The 25,365-nt window shown below is 73.5% G+C and carries 22 protein-coding genes and 1 riboswitch; of the genes, 17 read left to right on the forward strand and 5 right to left on the reverse strand.

Going from position 1 to position 25,365, the window contains the following annotated elements:
• Position 1 precedes the first annotated feature (1 nt).
• Positions 2-274, reverse strand: coding sequence for a DUF6458 family protein (locus tag K1Y72_RS37215; RefSeq protein WP_220167708.1), 273 nt, complete (start codon positions 272-274; stop codon positions 2-4).
• Between the two features lie 184 nt (positions 275-458).
• Between K1Y72_RS37215 and gatC the strand changes: the two genes are divergently transcribed.
• Genes gatC through gatB form a run of 5 tightly spaced genes read left to right on the forward strand, consistent with a single transcriptional unit; the run spans position 459 to position 5,544 of the window.
• Positions 459-758, forward strand: a complete 300-nt coding sequence (gene gatC / locus K1Y72_RS19080; protein WP_220167709.1) for an Asp-tRNA(Asn)/Glu-tRNA(Gln) amidotransferase subunit GatC — start codon at positions 459-461, stop codon at positions 756-758.
• Positions 758-2,251: an Asp-tRNA(Asn)/Glu-tRNA(Gln) amidotransferase subunit GatA gene (gene gatA / locus K1Y72_RS19085; RefSeq protein WP_220167710.1), complete on the forward strand. Its 1,494-nt coding sequence runs from the start codon at positions 758-760 to the stop codon at positions 2,249-2,251. The genes gatC and gatA overlap by 1 nt, the downstream gene beginning before the upstream one ends.
• A gap of 37 nt (positions 2,252-2,288) precedes the next feature.
• Positions 2,289-3,446: an AAA family ATPase gene (locus K1Y72_RS37220; RefSeq protein ID WP_220167711.1), complete on the forward strand. Its 1,158-nt coding sequence runs from the start codon at positions 2,289-2,291 to the stop codon at positions 3,444-3,446.
• Positions 3,443-4,045 (forward strand): DUF4276 family protein, encoded by a 603-nt coding sequence (locus tag K1Y72_RS19095; protein WP_220167712.1) that lies wholly within the window; start codon positions 3,443-3,445, stop codon positions 4,043-4,045. Before K1Y72_RS37220 ends, K1Y72_RS19095 begins: the two co-directional genes overlap by 4 nt.
• A 14-nt stretch (positions 4,046-4,059) precedes the next feature.
• Positions 4,060-5,544 (forward strand): Asp-tRNA(Asn)/Glu-tRNA(Gln) amidotransferase subunit GatB, encoded by a 1,485-nt coding sequence (gene gatB / locus K1Y72_RS19100; RefSeq protein WP_220167756.1) that lies wholly within the window; start codon positions 4,060-4,062, stop codon positions 5,542-5,544.
• Between the two features lie 52 nt (positions 5,545-5,596).
• Here the strand turns inward: gatB and K1Y72_RS19105 are convergent, their stop codons facing one another.
• Positions 5,597-6,700 (reverse strand): PQQ-dependent sugar dehydrogenase, encoded by a 1,104-nt coding sequence (locus K1Y72_RS19105; RefSeq protein WP_220167713.1) that lies wholly within the window; start codon positions 6,698-6,700, stop codon positions 5,597-5,599.
• Positions 6,701-7,133: 433 nt separating this feature from the next.
• On the opposite strand from K1Y72_RS19105, the gene K1Y72_RS19110 reads away from it, so the two are divergent.
• From K1Y72_RS19110 to ilvC, 4 genes are read left to right on the forward strand one after another with little or no spacing between them, the layout of a single operon-like run.
• On the forward strand, positions 7,134-10,196 hold the full coding sequence (locus K1Y72_RS19110; RefSeq protein ID WP_220167714.1) for a putative bifunctional diguanylate cyclase/phosphodiesterase: 3,063 nt from the start codon (positions 7,134-7,136) through the stop codon (positions 10,194-10,196).
• Positions 10,197-10,215: 19 nt separating this feature from the next.
• Positions 10,216-12,225 carry an acetolactate synthase large subunit gene (locus tag K1Y72_RS19115; RefSeq protein ID WP_258572794.1) on the forward strand — a complete coding sequence of 670 codons (2,010 nt, stop codon included), beginning with the start codon at positions 10,216-10,218 and terminating at the stop codon, positions 12,223-12,225.
• A gap of 5 nt (positions 12,226-12,230) precedes the next feature.
• Positions 12,231-12,755, forward strand: coding sequence for an acetolactate synthase small subunit (gene ilvN, locus K1Y72_RS19120; protein ID WP_220167716.1), 525 nt, complete (start codon positions 12,231-12,233; stop codon positions 12,753-12,755).
• Between the two features lie 39 nt (positions 12,756-12,794).
• The gene (gene ilvC / locus K1Y72_RS19125) at positions 12,795-13,778 is read left to right on the forward strand and encodes a ketol-acid reductoisomerase (protein WP_220167717.1); all 984 of its coding nucleotides are present in this window, start codon (positions 12,795-12,797) and stop codon (positions 13,776-13,778) included.
• 57 nt (positions 13,779-13,835) lie between these two features.
• On the opposite strand, the gene K1Y72_RS19130 is transcribed toward ilvC, so the two are convergent.
• A complete protein-coding gene (locus K1Y72_RS19130; protein ID WP_220167718.1) occupies positions 13,836-14,642 on the reverse strand; it encodes a hypothetical protein in 807 nt (268 codons plus the stop codon).
• A 136-nt stretch (positions 14,643-14,778) separates the two neighbouring features.
• Here K1Y72_RS19130 and K1Y72_RS19135 point away from each other — a divergent pair, with 136 nt between their 5' ends.
• From K1Y72_RS19135 to K1Y72_RS37225, 3 genes are all read left to right on the forward strand, one after another.
• Positions 14,779-16,218 (forward strand): DUF2079 domain-containing protein, encoded by a 1,440-nt coding sequence (locus K1Y72_RS19135; protein ID WP_220167719.1) that lies wholly within the window; start codon positions 14,779-14,781, stop codon positions 16,216-16,218.
• A gap of 192 nt (positions 16,219-16,410) precedes the next feature.
• Positions 16,411-18,000 (forward strand): phosphoglycerate dehydrogenase, encoded by a 1,590-nt coding sequence (serA, locus tag K1Y72_RS19140; RefSeq protein WP_220167720.1) that lies wholly within the window; start codon positions 16,411-16,413, stop codon positions 17,998-18,000.
• A gap of 393 nt (positions 18,001-18,393) precedes the next feature.
• Positions 18,394-19,107: a (2Fe-2S)-binding protein gene (locus tag K1Y72_RS37225; protein WP_220167721.1), complete on the forward strand. Its 714-nt coding sequence runs from the start codon at positions 18,394-18,396 to the stop codon at positions 19,105-19,107.
• Positions 19,108-19,111: 4 nt separating this feature from the next.
• On the opposite strand, the gene K1Y72_RS19150 is transcribed toward K1Y72_RS37225, so the two are convergent.
• Together K1Y72_RS19150 and K1Y72_RS19155 are read right to left on the reverse strand one after the other, a co-directional pair.
• Positions 19,112-19,861, reverse strand: coding sequence for a CbtA family protein (locus K1Y72_RS19150; protein WP_220167722.1), 750 nt, complete (start codon positions 19,859-19,861; stop codon positions 19,112-19,114).
• Entirely contained in the window at positions 19,861-20,085 is a 225-nt protein-coding gene (locus K1Y72_RS19155; RefSeq protein WP_220167723.1) for a CbtB domain-containing protein, read from the reverse strand. Before K1Y72_RS19155 ends, K1Y72_RS19150 begins: the two co-directional genes overlap by 1 nt.
• Positions 20,086-20,140: 55 nt before the next feature.
• Positions 20,141-20,266: riboswitch (cobalamin riboswitch) on the reverse strand.
• A 136-nt stretch (positions 20,267-20,402) separates the two neighbouring features.
• On the opposite strand from K1Y72_RS19155, the gene K1Y72_RS19160 reads away from it, so the two are divergent.
• The 5 genes from K1Y72_RS19160 (at position 20,403) to K1Y72_RS19180 (ending at position 25,357) form a co-directional block, all read left to right on the forward strand.
• A complete protein-coding gene (locus K1Y72_RS19160; protein WP_220167724.1) occupies positions 20,403-21,458 on the forward strand; it encodes a 3-isopropylmalate dehydrogenase in 1,056 nt (351 codons plus the stop codon).
• Between the two features lie 183 nt (positions 21,459-21,641).
• Positions 21,642-22,742: a branched-chain amino acid aminotransferase gene (locus K1Y72_RS19165; protein ID WP_220167725.1), complete on the forward strand. Its 1,101-nt coding sequence runs from the start codon at positions 21,642-21,644 to the stop codon at positions 22,740-22,742.
• Entirely contained in the window at positions 22,739-23,245 is a 507-nt protein-coding gene (locus tag K1Y72_RS19170; protein ID WP_220167726.1) for a hypothetical protein, read from the forward strand. Before K1Y72_RS19165 ends, K1Y72_RS19170 begins: the two co-directional genes overlap by 4 nt.
• A 213-nt stretch (positions 23,246-23,458) precedes the next feature.
• Positions 23,459-25,036, forward strand: coding sequence for a citramalate synthase (gene cimA, locus K1Y72_RS19175; RefSeq protein ID WP_220167727.1), 1,578 nt, complete (start codon positions 23,459-23,461; stop codon positions 25,034-25,036).
• A gap of 39 nt (positions 25,037-25,075) precedes the next feature.
• Positions 25,076-25,357 carry a GNAT family N-acetyltransferase gene (locus K1Y72_RS19180; RefSeq protein ID WP_220167728.1) on the forward strand — a complete coding sequence of 94 codons (282 nt, stop codon included), beginning with the start codon at positions 25,076-25,078 and terminating at the stop codon, positions 25,355-25,357.
• Positions 25,358-25,365: the final 8 nt, after the last annotated feature.

The following is a 25,365-nucleotide window of genomic DNA, read 5'->3' on the forward strand; positions in this document are numbered from 1 at the left end:
ATCAGTAGTCGCGGCGCTCGTAGCCCGAGCGCGGCGCCGGCGGGACCTCGTCGCCGTAGAAGCGCTCCTCGCGGACGCGGGTGGTGCCGGGCGGGACGCCGAGCCGGCGCCGCGCGGTGGTGATGCGGACGATGCCGACCACCAGGCCGATCAGGCCGCCGACGATCAGGATGATCCCGACCAGGTTGATGTCGATGCCGCTCAGCTGGAAGTTGACGGCGTAGGCCAGGATCGCGCCGATGATGATCAGGGCGATGCTCGCGCCGATGGTCACGGCGGGCTCCTCTCGTGGGGCGAGCGCGTACGCCAAGGGGTGTTCCCCCCACGATCGTCTGAAACGGCCCGGGGCCGGGCGATCCCGCGGACGCGCCCGGCGGGGTGCGCCAACCGGTCGGGTTCGCGGGCACCGGCCCCATAGGATGGAGGCGAACCCCGTCGATCGCAGAAACGGTTTCCCTATGTCCGCCATCACCCGTGACGAGGTCGCGCATCTCGCGCGGCTGTCCCGGCTGGCGCTCGGCGACGATGAGCTCGATCATCTCGCCGCCCAGCTCGATCAGATCATCTCCGCGGTCGCGCGGGTGCAGGAGGTCACCGCGGACGACATCCCGCCGACCTCGCACGCGCTGCCGCTGACCAACGTCTACCGGGCCGACGAGGTCCGGCCCTCGCTGACCCCGGAGCAGGCCCTGGCGGCCGCCCCGGCCGCCGAGGAGCAGCGCTTCCGGGTCCCGCGGATCCTGGACGAGGAGGTCTGATGGGCGAGCTCGTCACCAGGACGGCCGCCGAGCTCGGGGCGCTCATCGCGTCCGGCGAGACCTCGGCCGCCGAGGTCGCGCGGGCGCACCTGGACCGCATCGCCGCCGTCGACGGCGCGGTCGGGGCGTTCCTGCACGTGGACGCCGAGGGCGTGCTCGCGCAGGCCCGCGCGGTGGACGACCGCCGCGCCGCGGGCGAGGAGCTCGGCCCGCTGGCCGGCGTCCCCGTCGCGCACAAGGACGTCTTCACCACCCGCGACATGCCGACGACCGCCGGATCGAAGATCCTGGAGGGCTGGCGGCCCCCCTACGACGCGACGATCACGCGCCGGCTCCGCGAGGCGGGCCTGGTCATCCTCGGCAAGACCAACATGGACGAGTTCGCGATGGGCTCCTCCACCGAGAACAGCGCCTACCGGACCACGCACAACCCGTGGGACCTGGCGCGGATCCCCGGCGGCTCGTCCGGCGGCTCGTCCGCGGCGGTCGCCGCCTACGAGGCGCCGCTCGCCACCGGCACCGACACCGGCGGCTCGATCCGCCAGCCCGCCGCCGTCACCGGCATCGTCGGCGCCAAGCCGACCTACGGCGGCTCGTCGCGGTACGGCATCGTCGCGTTCGCCTCCAGCCTGGACACCCCCGGGCCGTTCGCGCGCAACGTGCTGGACGCCGCGCTGCTCCAGGACGCCTTCTCCGGCCACGACCCGATGGACTCCACCTCGATCGACCGGCCGAAGCCGCCGGTCGTCGAGGCCGCCCGCCGCGCCGACGTCGCGGGCCTGCGCGTCGGCGTCGTCAAGGAGTTCGCCGGCGACGGCTACCAGCCGGGCGTCTCGGCCCGCTTCGCCGAGGCCGTCGAGCTGCTGGAGTCGCTCGGCGCCAAGGTCGTCGAGGTGTCCTGCCCGAACTTCGCGCACGCGCTGCCGGCCTACTACCTGATCGCGCCGTCGGAGGCCTCGTCCAACCTGGCCCGCTTCGACGCGATGCGCTACGGCCTGCGCGTCGGCGACGACGGCGCCCGCAGCGCCGAGGAGGTCATGGCCCTCACCCGCGCCGCCGGCTTCGGCCCCGAGGTGAAGCGCCGCATCATGCTCGGCACCTACGCCCTGTCGTCGGGCTACTACGACGCCTACTACGGCAAGGCGCAGCAGGTCCGCACCCTGATCACGCGCGACTTCGAGCGGGCCTTCGAGCAGGTCGACGTGCTGGTCTCGCCGACCACCCCGACCACCGCCTTCCCGATCGGCGAGCGCGCCGACGACCCGATGGCGATGTACCTGGCCGACCTCTGCACCATCCCGTCCAACCTCACCGGCAACGCGGCCCTGTCGGTGCCGTGCGGCCTGGCCGACGAGGACGGCCTGCCGGTCGGCCTGCAGATCATGGCCCCGGTGCTCGCCGACGACCGCGTCTACCGCGTCGGCGCCGCCGTGGAGAAGGCCCTGGAGGACCGCTGGGGCGGCCCCCTCCTGGCCAAGGCCCCCGAGCTGTAGGCGACGGACGAGCGACGAGGAACGGCGGCGACATCACGTGATCACGCGCATCGAGATCGACGGCTTCAAGTCCTTCCTGGACTTCAAGCTCGATGTGCCGCCGTTCCTCGCCCTCGTCGGCCCGAACTCCAGCGGCAAGTCCAACCTGTTCGACGCCGTGGAGTACGAGCAGGACGCCCGGGACGATCCGGAGGACGCCCTTCTGCAGGAACGGCGGGGACGGCCGTACGAGTTGTTCCACCGAGTTGCCGAAGGTGACGCGGTAGAAGCCTTTGAGGTCCGCGTTGAATGGCTGGCACGATCTGCCGCTGGTTTCGCAGCCATTGCCTCATGCGGTGGTGCCACTCTAGAGAACGGTCGACCTACGGGCGACCGCGGACCCGTCGGACTGCTCGATATCGGCGAACAGCGATGGGCCACGGAAGCGGTACGCAAAAGACAGTGGCGCACGATACCCGAGCAGGTTGACGAACCTCTGATCGATGATCTTTTCGACTTCTTCCATCGCCTGTCGGCGTGCAGATCGTATGTGCCCGATCCGCAGATGATGCGGCGGCTCTCGTCCGTCGCGGATCGTCGACCGCTGCACCGGGACGGGAGTAATCTCGCAGCGGTTCTCGGCCGTATGCGCGACACCGAGGCGTTCGCCGACCTCACCGCTGACCTGGTGGCGCTCGTCCCGGACGTGCAGGCGATGGTTCCGGAACTGGACGCCAAGCGCCAGGAATGGTCCTTCGACCTGGTCATCGACGGGCAGGGCGCCGTGCCGAGCACGCTGCTGTCGGACGGGACCCTGCGCATCCTCGGGCTGCTCGCCGCCCTGCACGACCCGGATCACGCCGGAACCCTGATGGTCGAGGAGATCGAGAACGGGCTGCATCCCGGCCGCCTCGCCGAGCTGCTGCGCCGCATCCAGGAGCGGGTCACCGATCTGAGCGACCCGGAATCGCTGAATCGGCCGCTCCGGCAGGTGATCCTCACCAGCCATTCGCCGGTGGTGGTGTCGGAGCTGTACCGGATGCGACCGGACTCGCTGGTGTTCATGGACACCGTCGTGCGCGTCGATCCGGAGCATGACCGGGTGTCGCGGGTGACGGTGGCCAAGCCGGTCCGGGAGTCGGGCGAGCCGGGCACCTACGTGTCGCCCCGGCAGGTCCGCCGCTACCTGGGGACCGTCCGCCAGGAGGCACCGTGAGCAGGCCGCTCGTCCCCGGCCTGCTGGCGGAGAACACCACCGACGAGCTGTTCCTCGGCCCGGTCGTCTTCCGCCAGTTGCGGGCGCTGACCGAGAAGCGCGGCCGACACTCCGTGGACGTCGCCAAGACCGAGATCGGCGAGTGCTGGACGATCAAAGGGACGGACCAGGTGGCGAAGGCCGTCTTGGAGCTCGCCGAAGACTGCCACATCATCTGTGTGCACAACGACCACAACGAGCGCAGCAAGGCCGAGCGGGTCATCGATCTGCTCGGTGAGCACGGCCTGCGGAAGCCCGTCATCCCCCTGGTCCCGGTCCGCGAGACCGAGGCGTGGCTGCTGGCCGACCCCGGACCGTGGGACGGCCTGCGCGGCAGTGACATCGCACACCTCCCCGGGCGTCCTCGGGACGTGGAGAAGCTGCCCGACCCCAAACTGGTGCTGGACGCGGTCCGCCCCAAGAACAACCGCCGGCCGCAGGCCGACTACTTCGATTACCTAGGACAGAACGTCGATCTCGACGTGCTCGCGCAGATACCGGCGTACGCCGGCTGGGTGGCCGAGACCGAGAAGGCGTTGGAAGGATTGGGATACCTGTGAGCGTCGTGACCCCGATGAAGTACGACGAGGCGCTCGCCAGGTTCGAGCCGGTGCTCGGCCTGGAGACGCACATCGAGCTCGGTACCGCGTCGAAGATGTTCTGCGGCTGCGCGACCGGGTTCGGCGCGGAGCCGAACACCCAGGTCTGCCCGGTCTGCCTCGGCCTGCCCGGGTCGCTGCCGGTCGCCAACCGGGCGGCCATCGAGGGCATCATCAAGATCGGCCTGGCGCTGAACTGCGAGATCGTCGAGTGGTGCCGGTTCGCCCGGAAGAACTACTTCTACCCGGACATGCCGAAGGACTACCAGATCTCCCAGTACGACGAGCCGATCTGCGTCGACGGGTACCTGGACGTCGAGGTCGAGGGCGAGACGTACCGGATCGAGATCGAGCGCGTCCACATGGAGGAGGACACCGGCAAGTCGCTGCACGTGGGCGGCGCGACCGGCCGCATCCAGGGCGCCGACCACTCGCTGGTCGACTACAACCGGGCCGGCATCCCGCTGGTGGAGATCGTCACCAAGCCGATCGAGGGCACCGGCGCGAAGGCGCCGCTCGTCGCGCGCGCCTACGCGACCGAGCTGCGCGAGCTGGTGCGCGCCCTCGGGGTGTCGGACGTGCGGATGGAGCAGGGCTCGATGCGCTGCGACGTCAACGTGTCGCTGATGCCGAAGGGCGCCGCCGAGTGGGGCACCCGCACCGAGACCAAGAACGTCAACTCGCTGCGGTCGGTGGAGCGGGCGGTCCGCTCGGAGATCGAGCGGCAGGCCGCGGTGCTGGACGGCGGCGGCTCCATCCGGCAGGAGACCCGCCACTTCCACGAGGACACCGGCACCACCACGAGCGGGCGCAGCAAGGAGGAGGCGCAGGACTACCGGTACTTCCCCGAGCCCGACCTCGTCCCGATGGCGCCGTCGCGCGCGTGGGTCGCCGAGCTGCGCGCGTCCCTGCCCGAGCTGCCGGCCGCCCGCCGCGCCCGGGTGCAGGGCGAGTGGGGCCTGTCGGACCTGGAGCTGCGCGACGTCGTCAACGCGGGCGCGCTCGACCTGATCGAGGACACGATCGGGGCCGGCGCGGACGCGGGCGCGGCCCGCAAGTGGTGGATGAACGAGCTGTCGCGGCGCGCCACCGAGAAGGGCGTGGAGCTCGCCGAGCTGCCGATCGAGCCCGCGCAGGTCGCCCGCGTGCAGGAGATGGTCGCGGCCGGGGAGCTGAACGACAAGCTCGCCCGGCAGGTGTTCGAGGGCGTCCTCGCCGGCGAGGGCGCCCCGGACGAGGTCGTCGCCGCCCGCGGCCTGAAGGTCGTCAGCGACGACGGCGCGCTCGTCGCGATCATCGACCAGGTGATCGCCGACAACGCCGCCGTCGCCGACAAGGTCCGCGGCGGCAAGGTCGCCGCCGCCGGCGCCCTCGTCGGCGCGGTCATGAAGGCGAGCCGCGGCCAGGCCGACGCCGGCCGCGCCCGCGAGCTCATCCTGGAGCGCCTCGGCGTCTCCTGACGGTACGAGCGCGAGGGCCCGGACGCACCGCGTCCGGGCCCTTTCGCGCCGGTCAGGCCAGCGGGACGAGGAGGATCTTGTCGTCGCCGGTCTCGGGGTCGCCGCGGCCGTCGCGGTTGCTGGTGGAGACCCAGAGGGCCCTGCCGTCGGGGGTGCGGGCGACGGCGCGGAGGCGGCCGTAGGCGCCGGTGAAGCGGGCGACGGGGGTGCCGGTGCGGCCCCCGGCGTCGAGGGGGACCTGCCAGAGGCGCTCGCCGCGCAGGGCCGCGGCCCAGAGCGAGCCGCCCGCGTAGGCCAGGCCGGACGGGGAGGCGTCGGAGGTGTGCCAGGTGACGAGGGGGTCGGTGAAGCCGGCGCGGCGGCCGGCGCCCTCGACGGCGGGCCAGCCGTAGTCGCGGCCCTTCTCGATGCGGTTGATCTCGTCCCAGGTGTCCTGGCCGAACTCGGTGGCGTACATCCGCCCGCCGCCGTCCCAGGCCAGGCCCTGGACGTTGCGGTGGCCCCAGGTCCAGACCCGGCTGCCGAAGGGGTTGCCCGGCGCGGCCCTCCCCTCGGGCGTGACGCGCAGGATCTTGCCGCCGAGGGAGTCCTTGTCCTGGGCGAGCTGCGTGCGGTAGGTCTCGCCGGTGCCGATGTAGAGCATCCCGTCCGGGCCGAAGGCGATGCGGCCGCCGTTGTGGTTGCTGCCCTTGGGCGCGCCGGTGACGAGCGGCTGGAGCGCGCCGATGCCGTCGTCGTAGCGGAAGCGGACGAGGCGGTTGTCGTTCGCGGCGGTGAAGTACAGGTAGACGAGGCGGTCGGTCGCGAAGCCGGGGGAGACCGCGACGCCGAGCAGGCCGCCCTCCCCGCCGGCCTTCACGCCGGGGACCCTGCCGACCTCGGTCGCCTTCCCCTGCGGGGTGACGCGGAGCAGCCGGGCGCTGTCGCGCTCGGTGACCAGGGCGTCGCCGCCGGGCAGGAACGCGATGGCCCACGGGACCGACAGGCCGGTCGCCAGGACCCGCGGCGTCCCGGGCTCGGCGGACGCCGCCGCGGTGGCGGCGGGGGACGCGGCGCCGGTCGCCGCCGAGGGGGAGGCCGCGCCGGACCCGTCCGGCGAGCAGGCGGACGCGGCGAGCAGCAGGGCGGTGGCGATCAGGGGCGGCGAGGGTCGCATGGAACGCTCCGTGGGTGGGCCGGTGGCGTGATCGTGTTCCCGCCGTCCATTGTGCCGCCTGCCCGACCGCTACGCTCCGTAAACAGGACTAAAGACGCTGAACTGGGATGATCCACTGAAAGTCACCCGGCGCGACCGGCGGAGCCGCGCGGTTTGTCGCCGGGAGGACGCCCAGCCTCAATCGCTCCGTGACCTACGGAACGTACATTGGGTGTCACGGTGATCCCGCACTGCAGCAACGTCGCTGACCATGAGCCGGCGCCGCCAGGACGCGCGCGGGCACCCCGCGCGGACCGGGCGCGGGGCACGATCCACCGGTGGCCGGCCGTTGACCGGGCATCCGGGCGGACCGGGAACGTACATCTCAGCACGGCGCGCAGCGGCGCCCGCGAGGGGCTCGGCCCCCGCAGAGCGGGAGGGGACACGGCTCGACATGAGCGGCGAGGACGGCGGGCGGCCCCCGCGGGGCGCGCTGGCCATCGGCACCGCGGCGATCGTCGGCGTGCTCTACGCCGTCGGCTCGGTGCTCGGCTGGGGCGGCACCGCCTTCATCGCCTGGGCCGAGGCCGCGGCCGCGTTCGCCGCGACCTGCTCGCTGCTGCCCGCCGCCCTCGGCGCCGGCGCCTCCGCGCCCGGTGACGAGCCCGCCGGCGACGTCCCGGACGCGCCCGGCGCCGCCGGCTCCGACCCGCCCGACCCCGCCGTCGCGCAGGACCGGGGCGTCGGGGAGCGCGCCCTGCAGCGCGCCCGCCGCCGCGTCCGCCTCAACCAGCCGGCCCCCGGGGTGCTCGGCGCCCCCGAGCCCGACGACGGCCCCGACCCCGGCCCGCGCTTCCGGCGCGGCTTCGGCCGCCGGGGCGACGGGCCCGCCGCCGGCGAGAGCGGGGACGACACCGCGCCCGGCGCGTGGCGGACGCCCTGGCGCTGGTTCTGCATCGCCGCCGCGACCTGGTGCCTCGGCGCCGTCGGCTCGGCGATCTCGGCCACCGCGCAGTCGCGCGGCGCCCTCACCCTGTCGGTCGGCGACCTGTTCTACCTGATCGCGGTGGTCTCCCTGGTGCTCGGCCTCATCGTGCCGATCCGCCCGGCCCGCGACGCCCGCACCTGGATCCGCTACGCCGCCGACACCTACGTGTGCGCGGCCGCGCTGTTCGTCCTCGGCTGGGTGTCGCTGTTCAGCGACCTGTACTTCCGCTCGGGCGAGTCGGCCGGCCAGTTCGGCACCGAGCTGCTCTACCCGCTGATCGACACCGTGCTCGTCTGCGCGGCGCTGCCGTTCGTGCTCGGCGCCGCGCGCGGCGAGCGCCGCCCCGCCCTGATGGGGTACGGGGCGCTCGCGGCGTTCGCCGCCGCCGACGTGATCACCACGGTGGTCCGGCTGCGCGGCGGCGCGCCGACCGACGACCCGTCCGACATCCTGCGCCTCGCCGGGCTGCTGCTGCTCGTCCTGGCGCCCTGGGCCGGCGGGCCCGCCGCGGACGGGCCGGGGCGCGCCGAGCGCGGCCGCATGATCGGCCCGGGGCTCGCGGTCGCCGCGGTCGCCGCCGCGGCGGCGCTGTTCGTCGCGGGCCGCTCGCTCACCGGGGCGCACGGCCTGGAGCCGGTGGTGACGGCGGTGGCGGGCTCGGCGGCGTTCGTGCTGCTCGCCCGCCTCGCCGGGCTGCTGCGCGAGAACGACCGGCTGCGGCGCGCGGTGAGCGCCGGGGAGGAGCACTTCCGGGCGCTGTCGGAGAGCATCAACGACGCGGTGCTCATCTGCGACCTGGACGCCGTCGTCCAGTACGCGAGCCAGGGCGCGCTCCGCACCTACCGCTACACCGCCGACGAGCTGCTCGGCCGCCCCCTGGCGGAGATCGTGCACCCCGAGGACCTGCCGCGCATGCAGGCGGTGCTCGCCGAGTTCCTGGAGGCCGGGGACGCCGCCGGCCCCCTCAAGGCCGCCTGCCGGGTGCGCGCCGCCGACGGCACCTGGCTGCCGACCGAGTCGACGGTGTCGCGCTACGCCGGCGCCGGCGACGCGCCCGGCCGGCTGCTGATCACCACCCGCGACCTCAGCGAGCAGGCCGCCCTCCAGCGCCAGGTCGCCCACCTGACCTTCCACGACGGCCTGACCGGCCTGCCGAACCGCGCCTACTTCGAGGAGCGCACCCGCGAGGTGCTGTCCCGGCAGGTGGAGTCCGACGGCGGCGGCCGCGTCGCCGTCCTGTTCGCCGACCTCGACGGGTTCACCGCCGTCAACGACTCGGCCGGGCACGCCGCCGGCGACCAGGTCCTCGCGCAGGCCGCGCGGCGCCTGCGCGGCACCGTGCAGGCCGACGACACCGTGGCGCGCTGGGGCGGCGACGAGTTCGCCGTGCTGCTCCAGCTGTCCGACGACGGCCCCGGTGACTCCCAGCTCGCCGTCGAGCTGGCCGAGCGGCTGCTGCGGGTCCTGTCGGCCGACCCCTACCGGGTCGGCAGCAAGAACCTCGCGCTCACCGCCAGCGTCGGCATCGCGTTCGCCGGCGACGCCGAGGACGCGCCGCGCAGCCCGGCCGAGAACGGCCGCCGGCTGCGCCGCACCGCCGCCGACCTCATCCGCAACGGCGACCTGGCGATGGCACGCGCCAAAGAGCTCGGCGGGGGCCGCGTCGAGGTGTTCGCGCCCCACATGCACGCCGACGTCGTGCGCCGCCTGGAGCTCGGCAGCGACCTGCAACGCGCGCTCGCCGAGGAGCAGTTCGCCGTCGAGTTCCAGCCGGTGGTGGAGCTCGCCACCTCCCGCGTCACCGGCGTGGAGGCGCTCGCCCGCTGGTTCCGGGGCAGCGAGGCGGTGCCGCCGGAGGAGTTCATCGCCCCGGCCGAGGAGTCGGGCCTCATGGTCCCGCTCGGCGACTGGGTGCTGCGCAAGGCGTGCGCCGAGGTGGCGCGCTGGCGGCGCGACTCCTGGGACGTCGGACTGTCGGTCAACTTCACCGCCCGCCAGATCGCCGCGCCGACCTTCGTGGAGGCGGTCGCCGCCGCGCTCGACGACACCGGGCTGCCGCCGAGCGCGCTCACCCTGGAGGTGCGCGAGGAGGTGCTCGTCGAGGACGCCGGCCAGAACGTGGCGCGGCTGTCGGCGCTCCGCGACCTCGGCGTCCGGCTCGCCATCGACGACTTCGGCACCGGCTACGCCTCCCTGGCCTACCTCGGGCAGCTCCCGGTCGACATCATCAAGATCGACCCGTCGTTCGTGGCGGGCCTCGGCTCCGACGAGACCCTCACCCTGCTCACCCGCACCATCGTGCGGCTCGGCCGCGACCTCGGCCTCACCGTCGTCGCCGAGGGCATCGAGCGGCCCGAGCAGCTGGAGCTGCTGCGCGAGATGGAGTGCCCGCGCGGCCAGGGCTACCTGGTGGCCCGGCCGATGGCGGCGGGCCCGGCCGAGTCGCTGGTCCGCACCAACCTGAAGGCGCAGGAGCTGCCCGGACGCGCCGACCTGCCGCTCCGCCACTCGGCGCTGTCGCCCTACTGAGCTCCCGCCGTCCCACATATTGAGACCAGGTGTCCACAGATTTGACCAGCGGCGGGAAGTCGGCGAAAGTGGGCACCGTGCAGAGCAGCTCCATCCTCCTCGTAGTACTTGGTCCGCGCGCAGGCTGACCGAGTCTCTCGTCCTGCGCGCGCCCCTCGACCGCCACCCGGCGGCGGGGGTTTTTTGTTGGCCGGGTGATCTTCGAACCGTACGTTCCCGGGAGCCGCGGCTCCCGGGGGCCCCGACTTCTCCCCAAGGGACACAGCACATGACGACCGAACAGATGACGGGAGCCCAGGCGCTGGTCCGCGCCCTGGAGAACGTCGGCGTCGATACGGTGTTCGGCATTCCGGGCGGGGCCATCCTCCCCGCCTACGACCCGCTCTACGACTCGCAGAAGCTCCGCCACATCCTGGTCCGGCACGAGCAGGGCGCCGGGCACGCCGCGCAGGGCTACGCGATGGTCACCGGCAAGGTCGGCGTCTGCATGGCGACGAGCGGGCCGGGCGCCACCAACCTGGTGACGCCGATCTCGGACGCCTACATGGACTCGGTCCCGATCGTGGCGATCACCGGCCAGGTGACCAGCTCCTCGATCGGCACCGACGCCTTCCAGGAGGCCGACATCGCCGGCATCACGATGCCGATCACCAAGCACAACTTCCTGGTCACCGACCCCGCCGACATCGGCCGCACCATCGTCGAGGCGTTCCACATCGCCTCCACCGGCCGCCCCGGCCCCGTCCTCGTCGACATCTCCAAGGACGCCCTGCAGGCCACCTTCGGGTTCGAGTGGCCGGTCCAGATGCGGCTGCCCGGCTACCGCCCGGTGACCCGGCCGCACGCCAAGCAGGTCCGCGAGGCGGCCCGGCTCATCTCCGCGGCGTCCCGGCCGGTGCTGTACGTCGGCGGCGGCGTCGTCAAGGCGGGCGCGGCCGCCGAGCTGAAGGTCCTCGCCGAGCTGACCGGCGCGCCCGTCGTCACCACCCTGATGGCCAAGGGCGCCTTCCCTGACAGCCACCCCCAGCACATGGGCATGCCCGGCATGCACGGCACCGTCGGCGCCGTCGGCGCCCTGCAGCGCGCCGACCTGCTGGTCACCCTCGGCGCCCGGTTCGACGACCGGGTCACCGGCGACCTCGACAGCTTCGCGCCCGGCGCCAAGGTCGTGCACGCCGACATCGACCCCGCCGAGATCTCCAAGAACCGGCACGCCGACGTGCCGATCGTCGGCGACGCCCGCGAGGTCATCGCCGACCTCATCGTCGCGGTGCAGGCCGAGCACGACGCCGGCCGCAAGGGCGACTACCAGGACTGGTGGCGGCAGCTCGACGCCTGGCGCGAGACCTACCCGCTCGGCTACGACGCCCCCGAGGACGGGACGCTGTCGCCGCAGTACGTCATCGAGCGCATCGGGAAGCTCGCCGGGCCGGAGGCGTACTACGTCGCCGGCGTCGGCCAGCACCAGATGTGGGCGGCCCAGTTCATCAAGTACGAGCGGCCCGGCGCGTTCCTGAACTCCGGCGGCGCCGGGACGATGGGCTACGCCGTCCCGGCCGCGATGGGCGCCAAGGTCGGCGCGCCGTACACGCAGGTCTGGGCGATCGACGGCGACGGCTGCTTCCAGATGACCAACCAGGAGCTCGCGACCTGCGCGATCGAGGGCATCCCCGTCAAGATCGCCGTCATCAACAACGGCAACCTCGGCATGGTGCGGCAGTGGCAGACGCTCTTCTACAACGAGCGCTACTCCAACACCCGGCTGAAGGGCAAGGCCGCCGACGCCCGCTACATCCCCGACTTCGTCAAGCTCGCCGACGCCTACGGCTGCGTCGGCCTGCGCTGCGACCGGCCCGAGGACGTGGACGCGGTCATCGCCAAGGCGATGGAGATCGACGACGCCCCGGTCGTCATCGACTTCGTCGTCCACCAGGACGCGATGGTCTGGCCGATGGTCGCGGCCGGCACGGCCAACGACGACATCAAGATCGCTCGGGACCTGGCGCCCGAGTGGGAGAACGGAGACTGACGGCGATGACCCAGCACACCCTGTCGGTCCTGGTGGAGAACACCCCGGGCATCCTCGCCCGGGTGGCGGCCCTGTTCTCCCGGCGCGGCTTCAACATCGAGTCCCTGGCGGTCGGCACCACCGAGCACCCGGAGATCTCCCGGATGACCATCGTGGTCAACGTGGAGAGCCTGCCCCTGGAGCAGGTCACCAAGCAGCTCAACAAGCTGGTCAACGTCCTGAAGATCGTCGAGCTGGACACCGCGGTGTCGGTGCAGCGCCAGCTGCTGCTCGTCAAGGTCCGCGCCGACGCCGAGACGCGCTCGCAGGTCCTGGAGACCGTGCAGCTGTTCCGTGCCAAGGTGGTGGACGTCGCCCCGGACGCGGTGACCGTCGAGGTCACCGGCAACCGCGACAAGCTGGACGCGCTGATCCGCGTCCTGGAACCGTTCGGCATCAAGGAGATGGTCCAGTCGGGCATGGTGGCCATCGGCCGCGGCGCCCGCTCCATCACCGACCGCTCGCTGCGCGCCATCGACCGCAGCGCCTGACCCACCCACAACCAGAAAGGCACCAGCACAGTGGCTGAGATGTTCTACGACAACGACGCGGACCTGAGTGTCATCCAGGGCCGGCACGTCGCCGTCATCGGCTACGGCAGCCAGGGTCACGCGCACGCGCTGTCCCTGCGGGACTCCGGCGTGGACGTCCGGATCGGCCTGCCCGAGGGCTCCAAGAGCCGGGCGAAGGCCGAGGCCGAGGGCCTGCGGGTGCTGACCCCGGCCGAGGCGGCCGAGGAGGCCGACCTCATCATGATCCTGGCGCCCGACCACCTGCAGCGCGGGATCTACGAGCAGGACATCAAGCCGGCCCTGGTCGAGGGCGACGCGCTGTTCTTCGGGCACGGCCTGAACATCCGCTACGGCCTCATCGAGCCCCCGGCGGGCGTGGACGTCGCCATGGTCGCGCCGAAGGGCCCGGGCCACCTGGTCCGCCGCCAGTTCGAGGCCGGCCGCGGCGTGCCCGTCATCGTGGCCGTCGAGGAGGACGCCACCGGCGGCGCCTGGCCGCTCGCGCTGTCCTACGCCAAGGCCATCGGCGGCCTGCGCGCCGGCGGCATCAAGACCACCTTCACCGAGGAGACCGAGACCGACCTGTTCGGCGAGCAGGCGGTCCTCTGCGGCGGCGCCGCCGAGCTGGTCAAGACCGGCTTCGAGGTGCTGACCGAGGCCGGCTACCAGCCCGAGGTCGCCTACTTCGAGTGCCTGCACGAGCTGAAGCTGATCGTCGACCTCATGTACGAGGGCGGCGTCTCCAAGATGTACTGGTCGGTGTCCGACACCGCCGAGTACGGCGGCTACACCCGCGGCCCGCGCGTCATCACCGCCGACACCAAGGCGGAGATGAAGAAGATCCTCGCCGAGATCCAGTCCGGCGAGTTCGCCCGCGAGCTGGTCGCCGAGTTCGAGGGCGGCCAGGTGCAGTTCGCCAAGTACCGCGAGGAGCTCGCCGAGCACCCGATCGAGAAGACCGGCGGCGCCCTCCGCCCGATGATGAGCTGGCTGAACGACTGACGCCGCGCCGCGGCCGACCGCGGGACGCCGGCCCTTCGCGGGACCGGCGCCCCGCGCTCAGCGGTGCAGCCGCCGCTTGATCTTCGCGCGCAGCGGGTCGGGCCGCGGCTCGCCCCGCACCAGCACGGCGAGGTGGCCGCCCTTGGTGAAGTAGGCCGACGCCTCGGCGCCGTCCTCCAGCGCGCGGGTCTGCGTCTCGGTCTTCAGCCGGGGGCCGCGCAGCGTGCCGAAGCGGGCCTCGCGCGTCAGGCCGAGGGCGGTCGCGGCGACGTGCGCGTCCCAGCGGCCCGGTCCGAGCCCGGCCAGGTCCGCGACGGCCTCGAAGCCGTCCTGCACGTCCTCGACGGCCTCGGCGGCGACGCGGTGCTCGGCGCCGGTGGCGCGCTCGCGCAGCAGCAGGTCGACGGCCGTGCGGTGCGTCTCGATGCGCTCCAGCCGCGCCGTCCCGCGGATCCGCAGCTCCCGCCTGCCCTGCCACGCCACCGCGTCCAGGCGGTGCTCCACGCCCACCTCGTCGGTGATGTCGGCGTCCTGGCGGGGGACGCCGCGCAGGTAGGGGTACATCGCGTAGACGCGCCCGCCGACGACGACGGCGCCCGCCGGGCTGCCCGACACCTCGTCGGCGATGAGCCGCTCCAGCTCCCCGGCCATGCCGTGCTGGATGCAGAACGCGCGCAGCCGGTAGGACGCCGGCAGCGCCGCGCGGGCCTCGTCGCTCAGCCCGTCCGCGCCGAGCACCTGCCGGGTCCCCTCGAACAGCCGCCGCCGCTGGGAGGGGTCCAGGTCGAGGAAGCGGTGGTCGTAGACGCGCAGGACGTCGCGCAGGACGCTGGTGGCGTGGTCGGTGCCGGTGTCGGTCGTCACGGGGTTCTCCAGCTCAGGCGGGGTTAACGGTCACGTTAGGGCTCGCGCCCGCCCGGCGGGGCCGATTCGGTCGCGTGTCGCCGCCGGGCCGCCCCGTCTCGGCGGACGCCGGACGGTACTGGTACCGTCCTGGCGCGTGATCGGAGGAGCGGGGCGCCCGCGCGCGGGGGCCGCCGCGCTGGCCGCGGTGAGCGCGGCGGTGTACGCGACGCTCGCGCTGCTGCGCCTGCGGACGTTCCGCTCGGGCACCTACGACCTGGTCATCTTCGACCAGGCGGTCCGCTCCTACAGCCGGTTCCACCTGCCGGTGGCGATGGTGAAGGGCGTCCACAACGGTTTCGGCCCGGACTTCTCGGTGCTCGGCGACCACTTCTCGCCGATCCTCGCGCTGCTCGCCCCGCTCTACTGGATCCACGACGGGCCGGGGACGCTGCTCGCCGCCCAGGCCGTCCTGCTGGCCCTGGCCGTCCTGCCGATCTGGGCGTTCGCCGCGCGCCGGCTCGGCGAGCGCGCGGCCGGCCTCCTCGCGGCCGCGTACGCGCTGTCGTGGCCGGTGGCCGAGGCGGTGGCGTTCGACTTCCACGAGGCGGCGTTCGTGCCGCTGCTGTCGGCGCTGCTGGTGGAGCGGCACGACGCGGGGCGCCGCGGGCAGGCCGCCGCCGCGGCCGTCCTGCTGCTGCTGGTCAAGGAGGACATGGGGCTGCTCGTCGCGGGGTTCGGCCTGGTCCTGCTGGCGCGGCGCGGCGCGCGGCGCGAGGGCGCGGCCTACGCCGCGGCCGGGCTGGCGTGGACGGCGGTCGCGTCCCGGCTGCTGATCCCGGCCTTCGGCGGCCGCGAGGACTACTACTGGGCCTACGGCTCCTACGGCCCCGACCTGCCGCACGCGGTCCTGCACCTGCTGACGCACCCGTGGGAGGGGTTCGCCGGCCTCGCCGACCCGCCGGTCAAGCTGTGGACGATGGCGCTGCTCGTCCTGCCGTTCCTGCTGCTGCCGCTCGCGTCCCCGCTGACGCTCATGGTGCTGCCGATGCTGGCCGAGCGGATGCTCGCCGACCGGTTCGCCAACTGGTGGGAGCCGCGGTACCACTACAACGCCTTCCTCGTCGCGGTGCTGGTGATGGCGGCGGCGGACGCCCTGGACCGGTGGGGCGGGCGGGCGCCGCGGCTGCGGGGCCTGGCGCCGCCGGCGATGCTGGCGGCCGCCGCCGCGACCGTCCCGTTCTTCGGCTTCGCGCAGCTGTGGAACCCCGACCTCTACCACCGCAGCGACCGGGCGCGGGCGGCCGCCGAGGCCGTCGCGCGGGTGCCGGACGGCGCCGTGGTCGAGGCGTCCAACCGGCTCGGGCCCGCGCTGTCGGGGCGCACCGGCGTGCTGCTGCTGGACCACCGGCCGCGCGGCGCCCCCTGGGTCGTCGCCGACGAGCGGGTGCGCCAGTTCCCGTTCGCGACCGTGGACGAGCAGCGCGCGCGGATCGCCGCGCTCGTCGCCGCGGGCTACCGGCAGGTGTTCCGCGAGGGCGGGTACGTGGTGCTGCACGGGCCGGACACGCGGGGCGGGCCGCCGCTCCCCGGCTGATCGGGCGACCGGCGGGAAAGGGTGTGTAACGGTGCAAGTCGCCAGGTCCGCGAAGCGGGCCGCGCGCGGGGGATAGACTCGCCCCAGGCGAGCGCTACGACGAGGTGGACTCGCGAAGACCCGCAAGGACCCTGCCCCGCCGCCCGCGGGGACGGTCCCTCACCGCACACCTACCTTCCAAAGGATTCCTCCTTGAGCAAGCCCGTGGTCCTCGTCGCTGAAGAACTCTCCCCGGCCGGCATCGCCGTGCTGGAAGCCGACTTCGACGTGCGCAGCGTGGACGGCACCGACCGCCCCGCCCTGCTCGCCGCCGTCGCCGAGGCGGACGCGCTCATCGTGCGCAGCGCCACCAAGGCCGACGCCGAGGTCTTCCGGCACGCGCACCGGCTGCGCGTCGTCGCCCGCGCCGGCGTCGGCCTGGACAACGTCGACGTCGAGGCCGCCACCAAGTCCGGCGTCATGGTCGTCAACGCCCCCACCTCCAACATCGTCACCGCCGCCGAGCACGCCATCGCGCTGCTGCTGGCCACCGCCCGGAACGTTCCGCAGGGCCACGGCGCGCTCAAGCAGGGCGAGTGGAAGCGCTCCAAGTACACCGGCGTCGAGCTCCAGGGCAAGACCGTCGGCGTCCTCGGCCTCGGCCGCATCGGCGTGCTGGTCGCGCAGCGCCTCGCCGCCTTCGACATGGACGTCGTCGCGTTCGACCCCTACGTGCAGGCCGCCCGCGCCGCGCAGCTCGGCGTCAAGCTCGTCACCCTCGACGAGCTGCTCGCCGAGAGCGACTTCATCACCGTGCACCTGCCGAAGACGCCCGAGACCCTCGGCCTCATCGGCGACCGCGAGCTGCACCGGGTGAAGCCGAGCGTGCGGATCGTCAACGCCGCGCGCGGCGGCATCGTCGACGAGGCCGCCCTCGACCTGGCCCTCAAGGAGGGCCGCGTCGCCGGCGCCGGCATCGACGTGTTCAGCACCGAGCCGTGCACCGACAGCCCGCTGTTCCACCACGACAACGTCGTGGTCACCCCGCACCTCGGCGCGAGCACCCACGAGGCGCAGGAGAAGGCCGGCACGCAGGTCGCCCGCTCGGTCAAGCTGGCCCTGTCCGGCGAGTTCGTGCCCGACGCCGTCAACGTGCAGGGCGGCGCGGTCGCCGAGGACGTCAAGCCCGGCCTGCCGCTCGCCGAGAAGCTCGGCCGCATCTTCACCGCCCTCGCCGGCGGCGTCCCGGTCCGCCTCGACGTGGTCGTCCGCGGCGAGATCGCCGAGCAGGACGTCAAGGTGCTGGAGCTCGCCGCGCTGAAGGGCGTCTTCCTCGACGTCACCGAGGAGCCGGTCACCTTCGTCAACGCGCCGCTGCTCGCCCGCGACCGCGGCGTCGAGGTCACCCTCACCACCAGCGAGGACAGCCCCGACTGGCGCAACGTGGTGCAGGTGCGCGGCACCCTCGCCGACGGCACCGTCGTGTCGGTGTCGGGCACCCTCACCGGCCCGAAGCACGCCGAGCGGATCATCGAGGTCAACGGCTACAACATGGAGCTCGTGCCGGCCGCGCACATGGGCTTCTTCTCCTACACCGACCGGCCCGGCATCGTCGGCGCCGTCGGCAAGCTGCTCGGCGACGCCGACGTCAACATCGCCGGCATGCAGGTCGGCCGGGACGCCAAGGGCGGCAAGGCGCTCATCGCGCTCACCGTCGACGACGCGATCCCCGCCCAGCTGGTCGACGCGATCGCCGCCGAGGTCGGCGCGGACGTGGGCCGCCGGGTCGACCTGGAGGTCTGACCCCGCGGCCGGAGACCGGCCCCCGCGCCGCCCCGCGGCGCGGGGGCCGTCCCGCATGCTGGGAACATCGGCCACCGGTCGGGACGCTCCGCCGGTCGGGAGGTACCGTGAGGTGGTAATGGAGCGGCGCTTCGAACCATCCCTTCGGTGCGCGGCGGGACCCGGGCGGCCGGGCCGTGCGAACCACGGCGCCCCCGAGCGGTCCCCGACAACGGCACGCGACGCCTCGCGGCCTCGTGTGGACCACCCTGGGAGCAGAACCGATGAACGAGTCCATGACCTTCGCCGTGCCCGCGGACGACGCCGAGGACGAGGCGGCGCGCGCCCTGCAGACCGCCCTCGACCGCCGCGACAACGGCGGTCCCTCGTCCCGCTGACGGGCGTTCCGGCCGCGTGAGCGGCCTCAGCGGCACCGAGGCGGCGGCCGCGCTGCGCGCCGCCGCCCGCCTCGGGCCCTTCTTCACGATCGTCACCGGTCCGGCCGCGCCCCCCGGTCCGGCGTGGTCGCCGCTGCGCGCGGCGGACGCGGCCGGGTTGCGCGAGGTCACGGCCGCCTACGCCGCGCGTCTCGGCACCGCCGAGACGCGCGTGGCGGCCTCGATCCTGTTCCAGGGCCTCGCGTCGCGCCTCTGGTCGCCGGTTCTCGTCACGGCGGCGCGCGGCATCGTCCCCGACCTGGCGGGGCTGCGCTGGCGGTGGGTGCCGGGAGAGCCGATCGGGCTGTGGCTGCCGGAGCCGTCCGGCCGGCGGGTCGACGGCGACGCCGCCGAGCTCGTCGAGCGCGCGGTGGTGGACGGGTGCCTCCGGCCGCTGCGCGAGGCGTTCCGCGAGGTGGCTTCCCTCGCCGACGGCCTGATGTGGGGCAACGCGGCGTCCGCGCTGGTGGGGGCGCTCCAGCCTGGGACGCCCGCGGCGGCGCGCCCGATCGTGGCGGAGCTGCTGCGGCGCGGCCCGCTGCGCGGGACCGGCGCGCTCGGCCCGGCGGGTTTCGTCCGCCGGAGCTGCTGCCTGTACTACCGGGTGCCGCCCGGCGGCGGGATGTGCGGCGACTGCGCGCTCCTGCCCCGCCGAGCAGGGCGGGGCAGGAGCGCGAGCGGCGACCTCTAGCCCGTCACACCTTGGCCGGGACGGCCCGCGGAGCGCGCGCCCGCGTCACCGACCGCTCGGTCAGGTAGCCGAACAGCAGGCCGAGCGTCGACCACAGGGCGAGCTGCAGGCCGAGCGAGGCGATCCGGAAGTCCCAGAGGACGCGGGAGGGGAACCCCTCCGCGATGGCCTCGGGGCGCGGCGTCACCCGGTACACGACGCCGAGCAGGACCACGTACGCGACGACCGTCGCCGTCACCGCGTTCCAGGCGCCGAACCGCGGCACGAGCCGCCGCGCGACGATCACCGCGGCGGCGGTGGCGAGGACGCCGAGCGCCATCATGCCGAAGTACAGCGCCGTCCGGCTCCCGATCGTCTCGGGGTTGCCGACCGCCGGGGGAGTGGCGGGGTACTTCAGGAACGGCACGAGTTCGATCGCGACGAACCCGGCGGCCGCGACGAGCGCGGCCGTCGCGCGGGCGCCGAGCGCGCCGAGCCGCCCGTAGGCGAACGCGAACGCGATCGAGAACAGGCCGCCGATCGCCACGCCGTAGAAGGCGAGCGCGGTGATGAGGCCGGTCGTCCTCTGCACGGTGCGGCTGACGACCTCGGCCTCGTCGCCGTGGTCGTGGCCGTGCGCGGCGTGCTGCGCCTCCTCGAAGGCGATGGCATGGCCGACCTGCGGCTCGCCGTAGATCCAGGCGATGAGCAGGGCCACGGCGGCGGCCGCGAGGCCGGCCAGCATGCCGCGGACCAGCAGGGTGCGCATGCCCATCAGTGGCAGGGGAAGCCGAGCAGGTGCCGGCCGTCGTGGGTGAACTCGTGCACCCAGGTGCCGCTGATCAGCGAGGTCGCGCCCTGCTCGGCGCCGACGAAGTAGATCAGGACGGCGCCGAGGACGAGGGCGAGCACCGCCCACGGGACGATGTCGCGGAGCGGGACGCCGACGGGCGCCGCCGGGCGCGCGGGCGCGGCGGGAGAGGCCGTGGAAGGGGCCATGACAGGAGTCTCCTCACGGGGTTCGCTCGACCCCGGTTGCGGGAGGACGGCAGGTCAGTGTCCTGACTCCCAGCTCGCCGTCGCCGCCGACCTTCCCGCCGGTCGCCCGGCCGTGGTCGCGTGTGGCGGAGACTCCCTGGTCACAGTGGCGGGACCGTCCCGGAATCGCACCGGGTTCCTGCGCACTGCCGCCTCGTTTTCACTTGTTCAGGCAGAGCGTCCCTTTTGCGAGGTCGCGCGTCAAGTCCGGCCCACTCCCGGCGTCTCTCATGTTGAGACGGTTGCTCACGGGATGAGACGTTGGGTAGGGTGGCCGCATGGCTTCCCGCAGCATCCGGCTCGCGGTCGTCCCCGGCGACGGGATCGGCCCCGAGGTGGTGGCCGAGGGGCTGAAGGTCCTCTCGGCCGTCGCCCCCGCCCACGACCTGACGTTCCAGCAGACCGACTACGACCTCGGCGCCGCCCGCTGGCACCGCACGGGCGAGACGCTGCCGGACGCGGTCCTCGCGGAGCTGCGCGAGCAGGAGGTCATCCTGCTCGGCGCCGTCGGCGACCCGAGCGTGCCGAGCGGCGTGCTGGAGCGCGGGCTGCTGCTCCGCGCCCGGTTCGAGCTGGACCACTACGTGAACCTGCGCCCGGTGAAGCTGTTCCCGGGCGTCGCGACGCCGCTGGCGGGCGCCGGCCCGGACGACATCGACATGATCGTCGTCCGCGAGGGCACCGAGGGCCCCTACACCGGCGTCGGCGGCGTCCTGCGCAAGGGCACCCCGGCCGAGGTCGCCACCCAGGAGAGCGTCAACACCTACTACGGCGTCGAGCGGGTCGTCCGCTACGCCTTCGAGGTCGCCGCCTCCCGGCCGCGCAGGAAGCTGACGCTCGTCCACAAGGACAACGTGCTGACGTTCGCGGGCGAGCTCTACCAGCGCGTCCTGGCGGAGGTCGGCGCCGAGTTCCCGCAGGTCGCCACCGACTACGTGCACGTGGACGCGGCCACCATGTTCTTCGTGAACCAGCCGCGGCGCTTCGACGTCGTGGTCACCGACAACCTGTTCGGCGACATCATCACCGACATCGGCGCCGCGATCGCCGGCGGCATCGGCCTCGCCGCCTCCGGCAACGTCAACCCGACCGGCGCCGCCCCGTCGATGTTCGAGCCGGTCCACGGCAGCGCCCCCGACATCGCCGGGCAGGGCAAGGCCGACCCGACCGCCACGATCCTGTCGGTCGCCATGCTGCTCGACCACGTCGGCGCCCCCGCCGCCGCCCGCGCCGTCGAGCGGGCCGTCTCCGACGACCTGACCGAGCGCGGCGCCCTCGGGGCGCGCTCGACCGCCCAGATCGGCGACGCGATCGCCAAGCGAGTATCGGGCTAGCGGCGCGCCGATCCCGATACGGGGACACCTCGCAGCGAGGCACTCCGGGCGCGCCCCACGGCGCGCCCGGTTTTCCGTATGCGCCGTGACCGGGGAGTGGGGCTGGACGTAGGACGACAATAGGCATTAAGGATGCCGTGGCGGCAACGGGGCCGCGGCCGGCGATCCGCGAGAGGACCAACGATGAGCACCCTGGACTTCGACATCACACCGAACCCGAACCCGGTCCCGGCCGCGGAGCGGGAGGGGATCCTGGCCGACCCCGGCTGGGGCCGGCACTTCACCGACCACATGGTCACCATCCGCTACAACGAGGACGCGGGCTGGCACGACGCGCGGGTCGAGCCCTACGGCCCGATCGCGCTGGACCCGGCGAGCCAGGTGCTGCACTACGCGCAGGAGCTGTTCGAGGGCCTCAAGGCCTACCGGCAGCCCGACGGGTCGATCGTGACGTTCCGCCCGTACATGAACGCCGCCCGGATGAACCGGTCGGCGCAGCGGATGGCGATGCCGGAGATCCCCGAGGACCTGTTCGTCCGCGCGCTGGAGGCCCTCGTGGAGGCCGACCGCGACTGGGTGCCGACGGAGGAGGGCTACAGCCTCTACCTGCGGCCGTTCATGTTCGCCACCACCCGCCTGCTCGGGGTGAACCAGCCCGCCCGCGACTACCTGTTCATGGTCATCGCCTCCCCGTCGGGCCTGTACTACTCCGGCGGCATCAAGCCGGTCTCGGTGTGGCTGTCGCAGAACTACACGCGCGCCGCGGCGGGCGGCACCGGCGAGGCGAAGACGGGCGGCAACTACGCCTCGTCCTTCGCCGGGCAGGCCGAGGCCGTCGCGCACGGCTGCGACCAGGTCGTCTGGCTGGACGCCGTCGAGCACCGCTGGGTGGAGGAGGTCGGCTCGATGAACCTGATGTTCGTCTACGGCTCGGGCTCGGCGGCCCGGCTCCTCACGCCCGCCCTCACCGGCACGCTGCTGCCCGGCATCACCCGCGACTCCATGCTGAAGCTCGCCCCCGACCTCGGCGTCCCCGCCGAGGAGGGCAAGATCAGCATCGAGGAGTGGCAGGCCGGGGTGGAGTCCGGCGAGATCACCGAGGTGTTCGGCTGCGGCACCGCCGCGATCATCAGCCCGGTCGGCGAGGTCAAGGGCGCCGACCGGCAGTGGCGGATCGGGGACGGCGAGCCGGGGGAGGTGTCGATGCGGCTGCGCGAGGAGCTGATCGGCATCCAGTACGGCACCCGCCCCGACCCCTACGGCTGGGTCCACCGGATCCTGTGACCGCGGTGGACGAGCTGCGCGACGCCTACTTCGGCGCCGTCCTCCACCGGCGCGACGGCGACCGCGACGAGTGGCGGGCCGAGCTGCCCCTCGGCCGCGGCCGCATCGCGGTGACCCTGACGAGCGCGGCCGGGCCGCCGGCCGGCGACCCGGCCGGGCGGCTCGCCGCCGCGCGCGGCCCGGTGCGGCGGATCCTGGCCCGCGAGCCGGAGATCCGCCGCGCGGCCGCGGCGGCGCTGCTGCCCGCCGCCCGCGACTGGACCGAGGCCGCCGCGGGCCGGCGCGCCCTGCACCTGCCGAAGATCGTCAGTGATGCCGCCGACATCGAGCGGCGGATCGTCCCGGCCGGGCTGCTGCTGGAACCCTCCCCGGGGCTCGGCGGGCGGCGCACCGCCCGGCTGTCCTACCGGGACGACGGCATCTTCCGGAACCAGACGATCTATGCCGGTATCGAGGTCGGCGAGGACGGCTCGGTGGAGTTCACCGAAGCCTATTTCGGCTGATCAGCCGACTGTCGTCCCGCATCGTGAGACGTCGTGTGACGTATGTGGGACGGCTGTGGCACACTGATGCCATCATGCGCCACAGCCTCGTGATTATCGGCTGGCGCGCCGGCAACTGACGGGACACCGCCGGCGCGCAGACCTCTCACGTCCGTGAGGGGTCTTTTCGTTTTCCCGGCGCCGGTCCGCCCCACCCTCGGAGGGTCGCAGAACATGCAGGGCGATGCATTCCACCTTTACGACACGACGCTGCGGGACGGGTCCCAGCAGGAGGGCCTGAACCTCACGGTGGCCGACAAGCTGGCCATCGCGCGGCACCTGGACGGCCTCGGCGTCGGGTTCATCGAGGGCGGCTGGCCGGGCGCCAACCCCAAGGACACCGAGTTCTTCAGGCTCGCTCGGACCGAGCTGGACCTGAAGCACGCGCAGCTCACCGCGTTCGGCGCGACCCGCCGGGCCGGCCTGAAGGCCGCCGACGACCCCCAGGTGGCCGCGCTGCGCGACTCCGGCGCGCCGGTCGTGACGCTCGTCGCCAAGAGCCACGACCGGCACGTCGAGCTGGCCCTCCGCACCACGCTGGAGGAGAACCTGGCGATGGTCCGCGACACCGTCGCGCACCTGCGCGCCGAGGGCCGGCGCGTCTTCCTGGACGCCGAGCACTTCTTCGACGGCTACCGCGCCAACCGCGCCTACGCGCTGGAGGTCGTGCGGACCGCCGCCGAGGCCGGCGCCGACGTCGTCGCGCTCTGCGACACCAACGGCGGGATGCTGCCCGACGAGCTCGCCGACGTCGTCCACGACGTGGTCGCGGTCGGCGCCCGCGTCGGCATCCACTGCCACGACGACTCCGGCTGCGCCGTCGCCAACTCCCTGGCCGCCGTCCGCGCGGGCGCCACCCACGTGCAGGGCTGCGCCAACGGCTACGGCGAGCGGAGCGGCAACGCCAACCTGTTCACCCTCGTCGGCAACCTGCAGCTGAAGCGCGGCATGCGCCTCGTGTCCGACGACCAGCTCGCCCAGATGACCCGCGTCGCGCACGCGGTGTCGGAGGTCACCAACGTCGCGCCGAGCTCCCAGCAGCCCTACGTCGGGCTGTCGGCGTTCGCGCACAAGGCCGGCCTGCACGCCTCGGCGATCAAGGTGGACCCCGACCTGTACCAGCACATCGACCCCGCCGCCGTCGGCAACGACATGCGGATGCTCGTCTCCAGCATGGCCGGGCGCGCCTCGGTCGAGCTGAAGGGCCGCGAGCTCGGCTTCGACCTGTCCGGCGACAAGGCCCGCGACGTCGTCGACCGGGTGAAGGAGCTGGAGTCGGCGGGCTACACCTACGAGGCCGCCGACGCCTCCTTCGAGCTGCTGCTCCGCGAGGAGCTGACCGGGGTCCGCCCGCGCCACTTCGAGGTCGAGTCCTGGCGCACCATCGTGGAGCGCCGCGCCGACGGCGTCATGGTGAGCGAGGCCACCGTGAAGGTGCACGCCAAGGGCGAGCGGATCATCGCCACCGGCGAGGGCAACGGCCCGGTCAACGCCCTGGACAACGCGCTGCGCACCGCGCTCGGCCGGCTCTACCCCGAGCTCGCCCGGCTGGAGCTGGTCGACTACAAGGTCCGCATCCTGGAGGGCGCGCACGGCACCAGCGCCCGCACCCGGGTGCTCATCGAATCCAGCGACGGCGAGCGCGAGTGGGGCACCGTCGGCGTGGAGGAGAACGTCATCGCCGCGTCCTGGCAGGCGCTGGAGGAGGCCGTCACCTACTGCCTGCTGCACTCGGGCTACGAGGCGGGCTGAGCGGGAATCACCGGGGCCCCGGCGGGCATTGAGGGGATCATGAGCAGAGAGATCACCGACAACGCCGCCGCGAACCGCTACGAGATCCGCGAGGACGGCGCGCTCGCCGGGTTCGCCGAGTACGTGCTGCGCGACGGGGAGATCGTGTTCACCCACACCGAGGTGGACCCGTCCTTCGAGGGCAAGGGCGTCGGCGGCGCGCTGGCCCGCGGCGCCCTGGACGACGTGCGCACCCGCGACCTGGCGGTCGTGCCGCAGTGCCCGTTCATCAAGAGCTGGATCGACAAGCACCCCGACTACCGGGACCTCGTCGCGTCCTGACGGCCCGC

The sequence above is a fragment of the Actinomadura parmotrematis genome, assembly GCF_019458805.1.
In the GTDB taxonomy this organism is placed as follows: Bacteria; Actinomycetota; Actinomycetes; order Streptosporangiales; family Streptosporangiaceae; genus Spirillospora; species Spirillospora parmotrematis.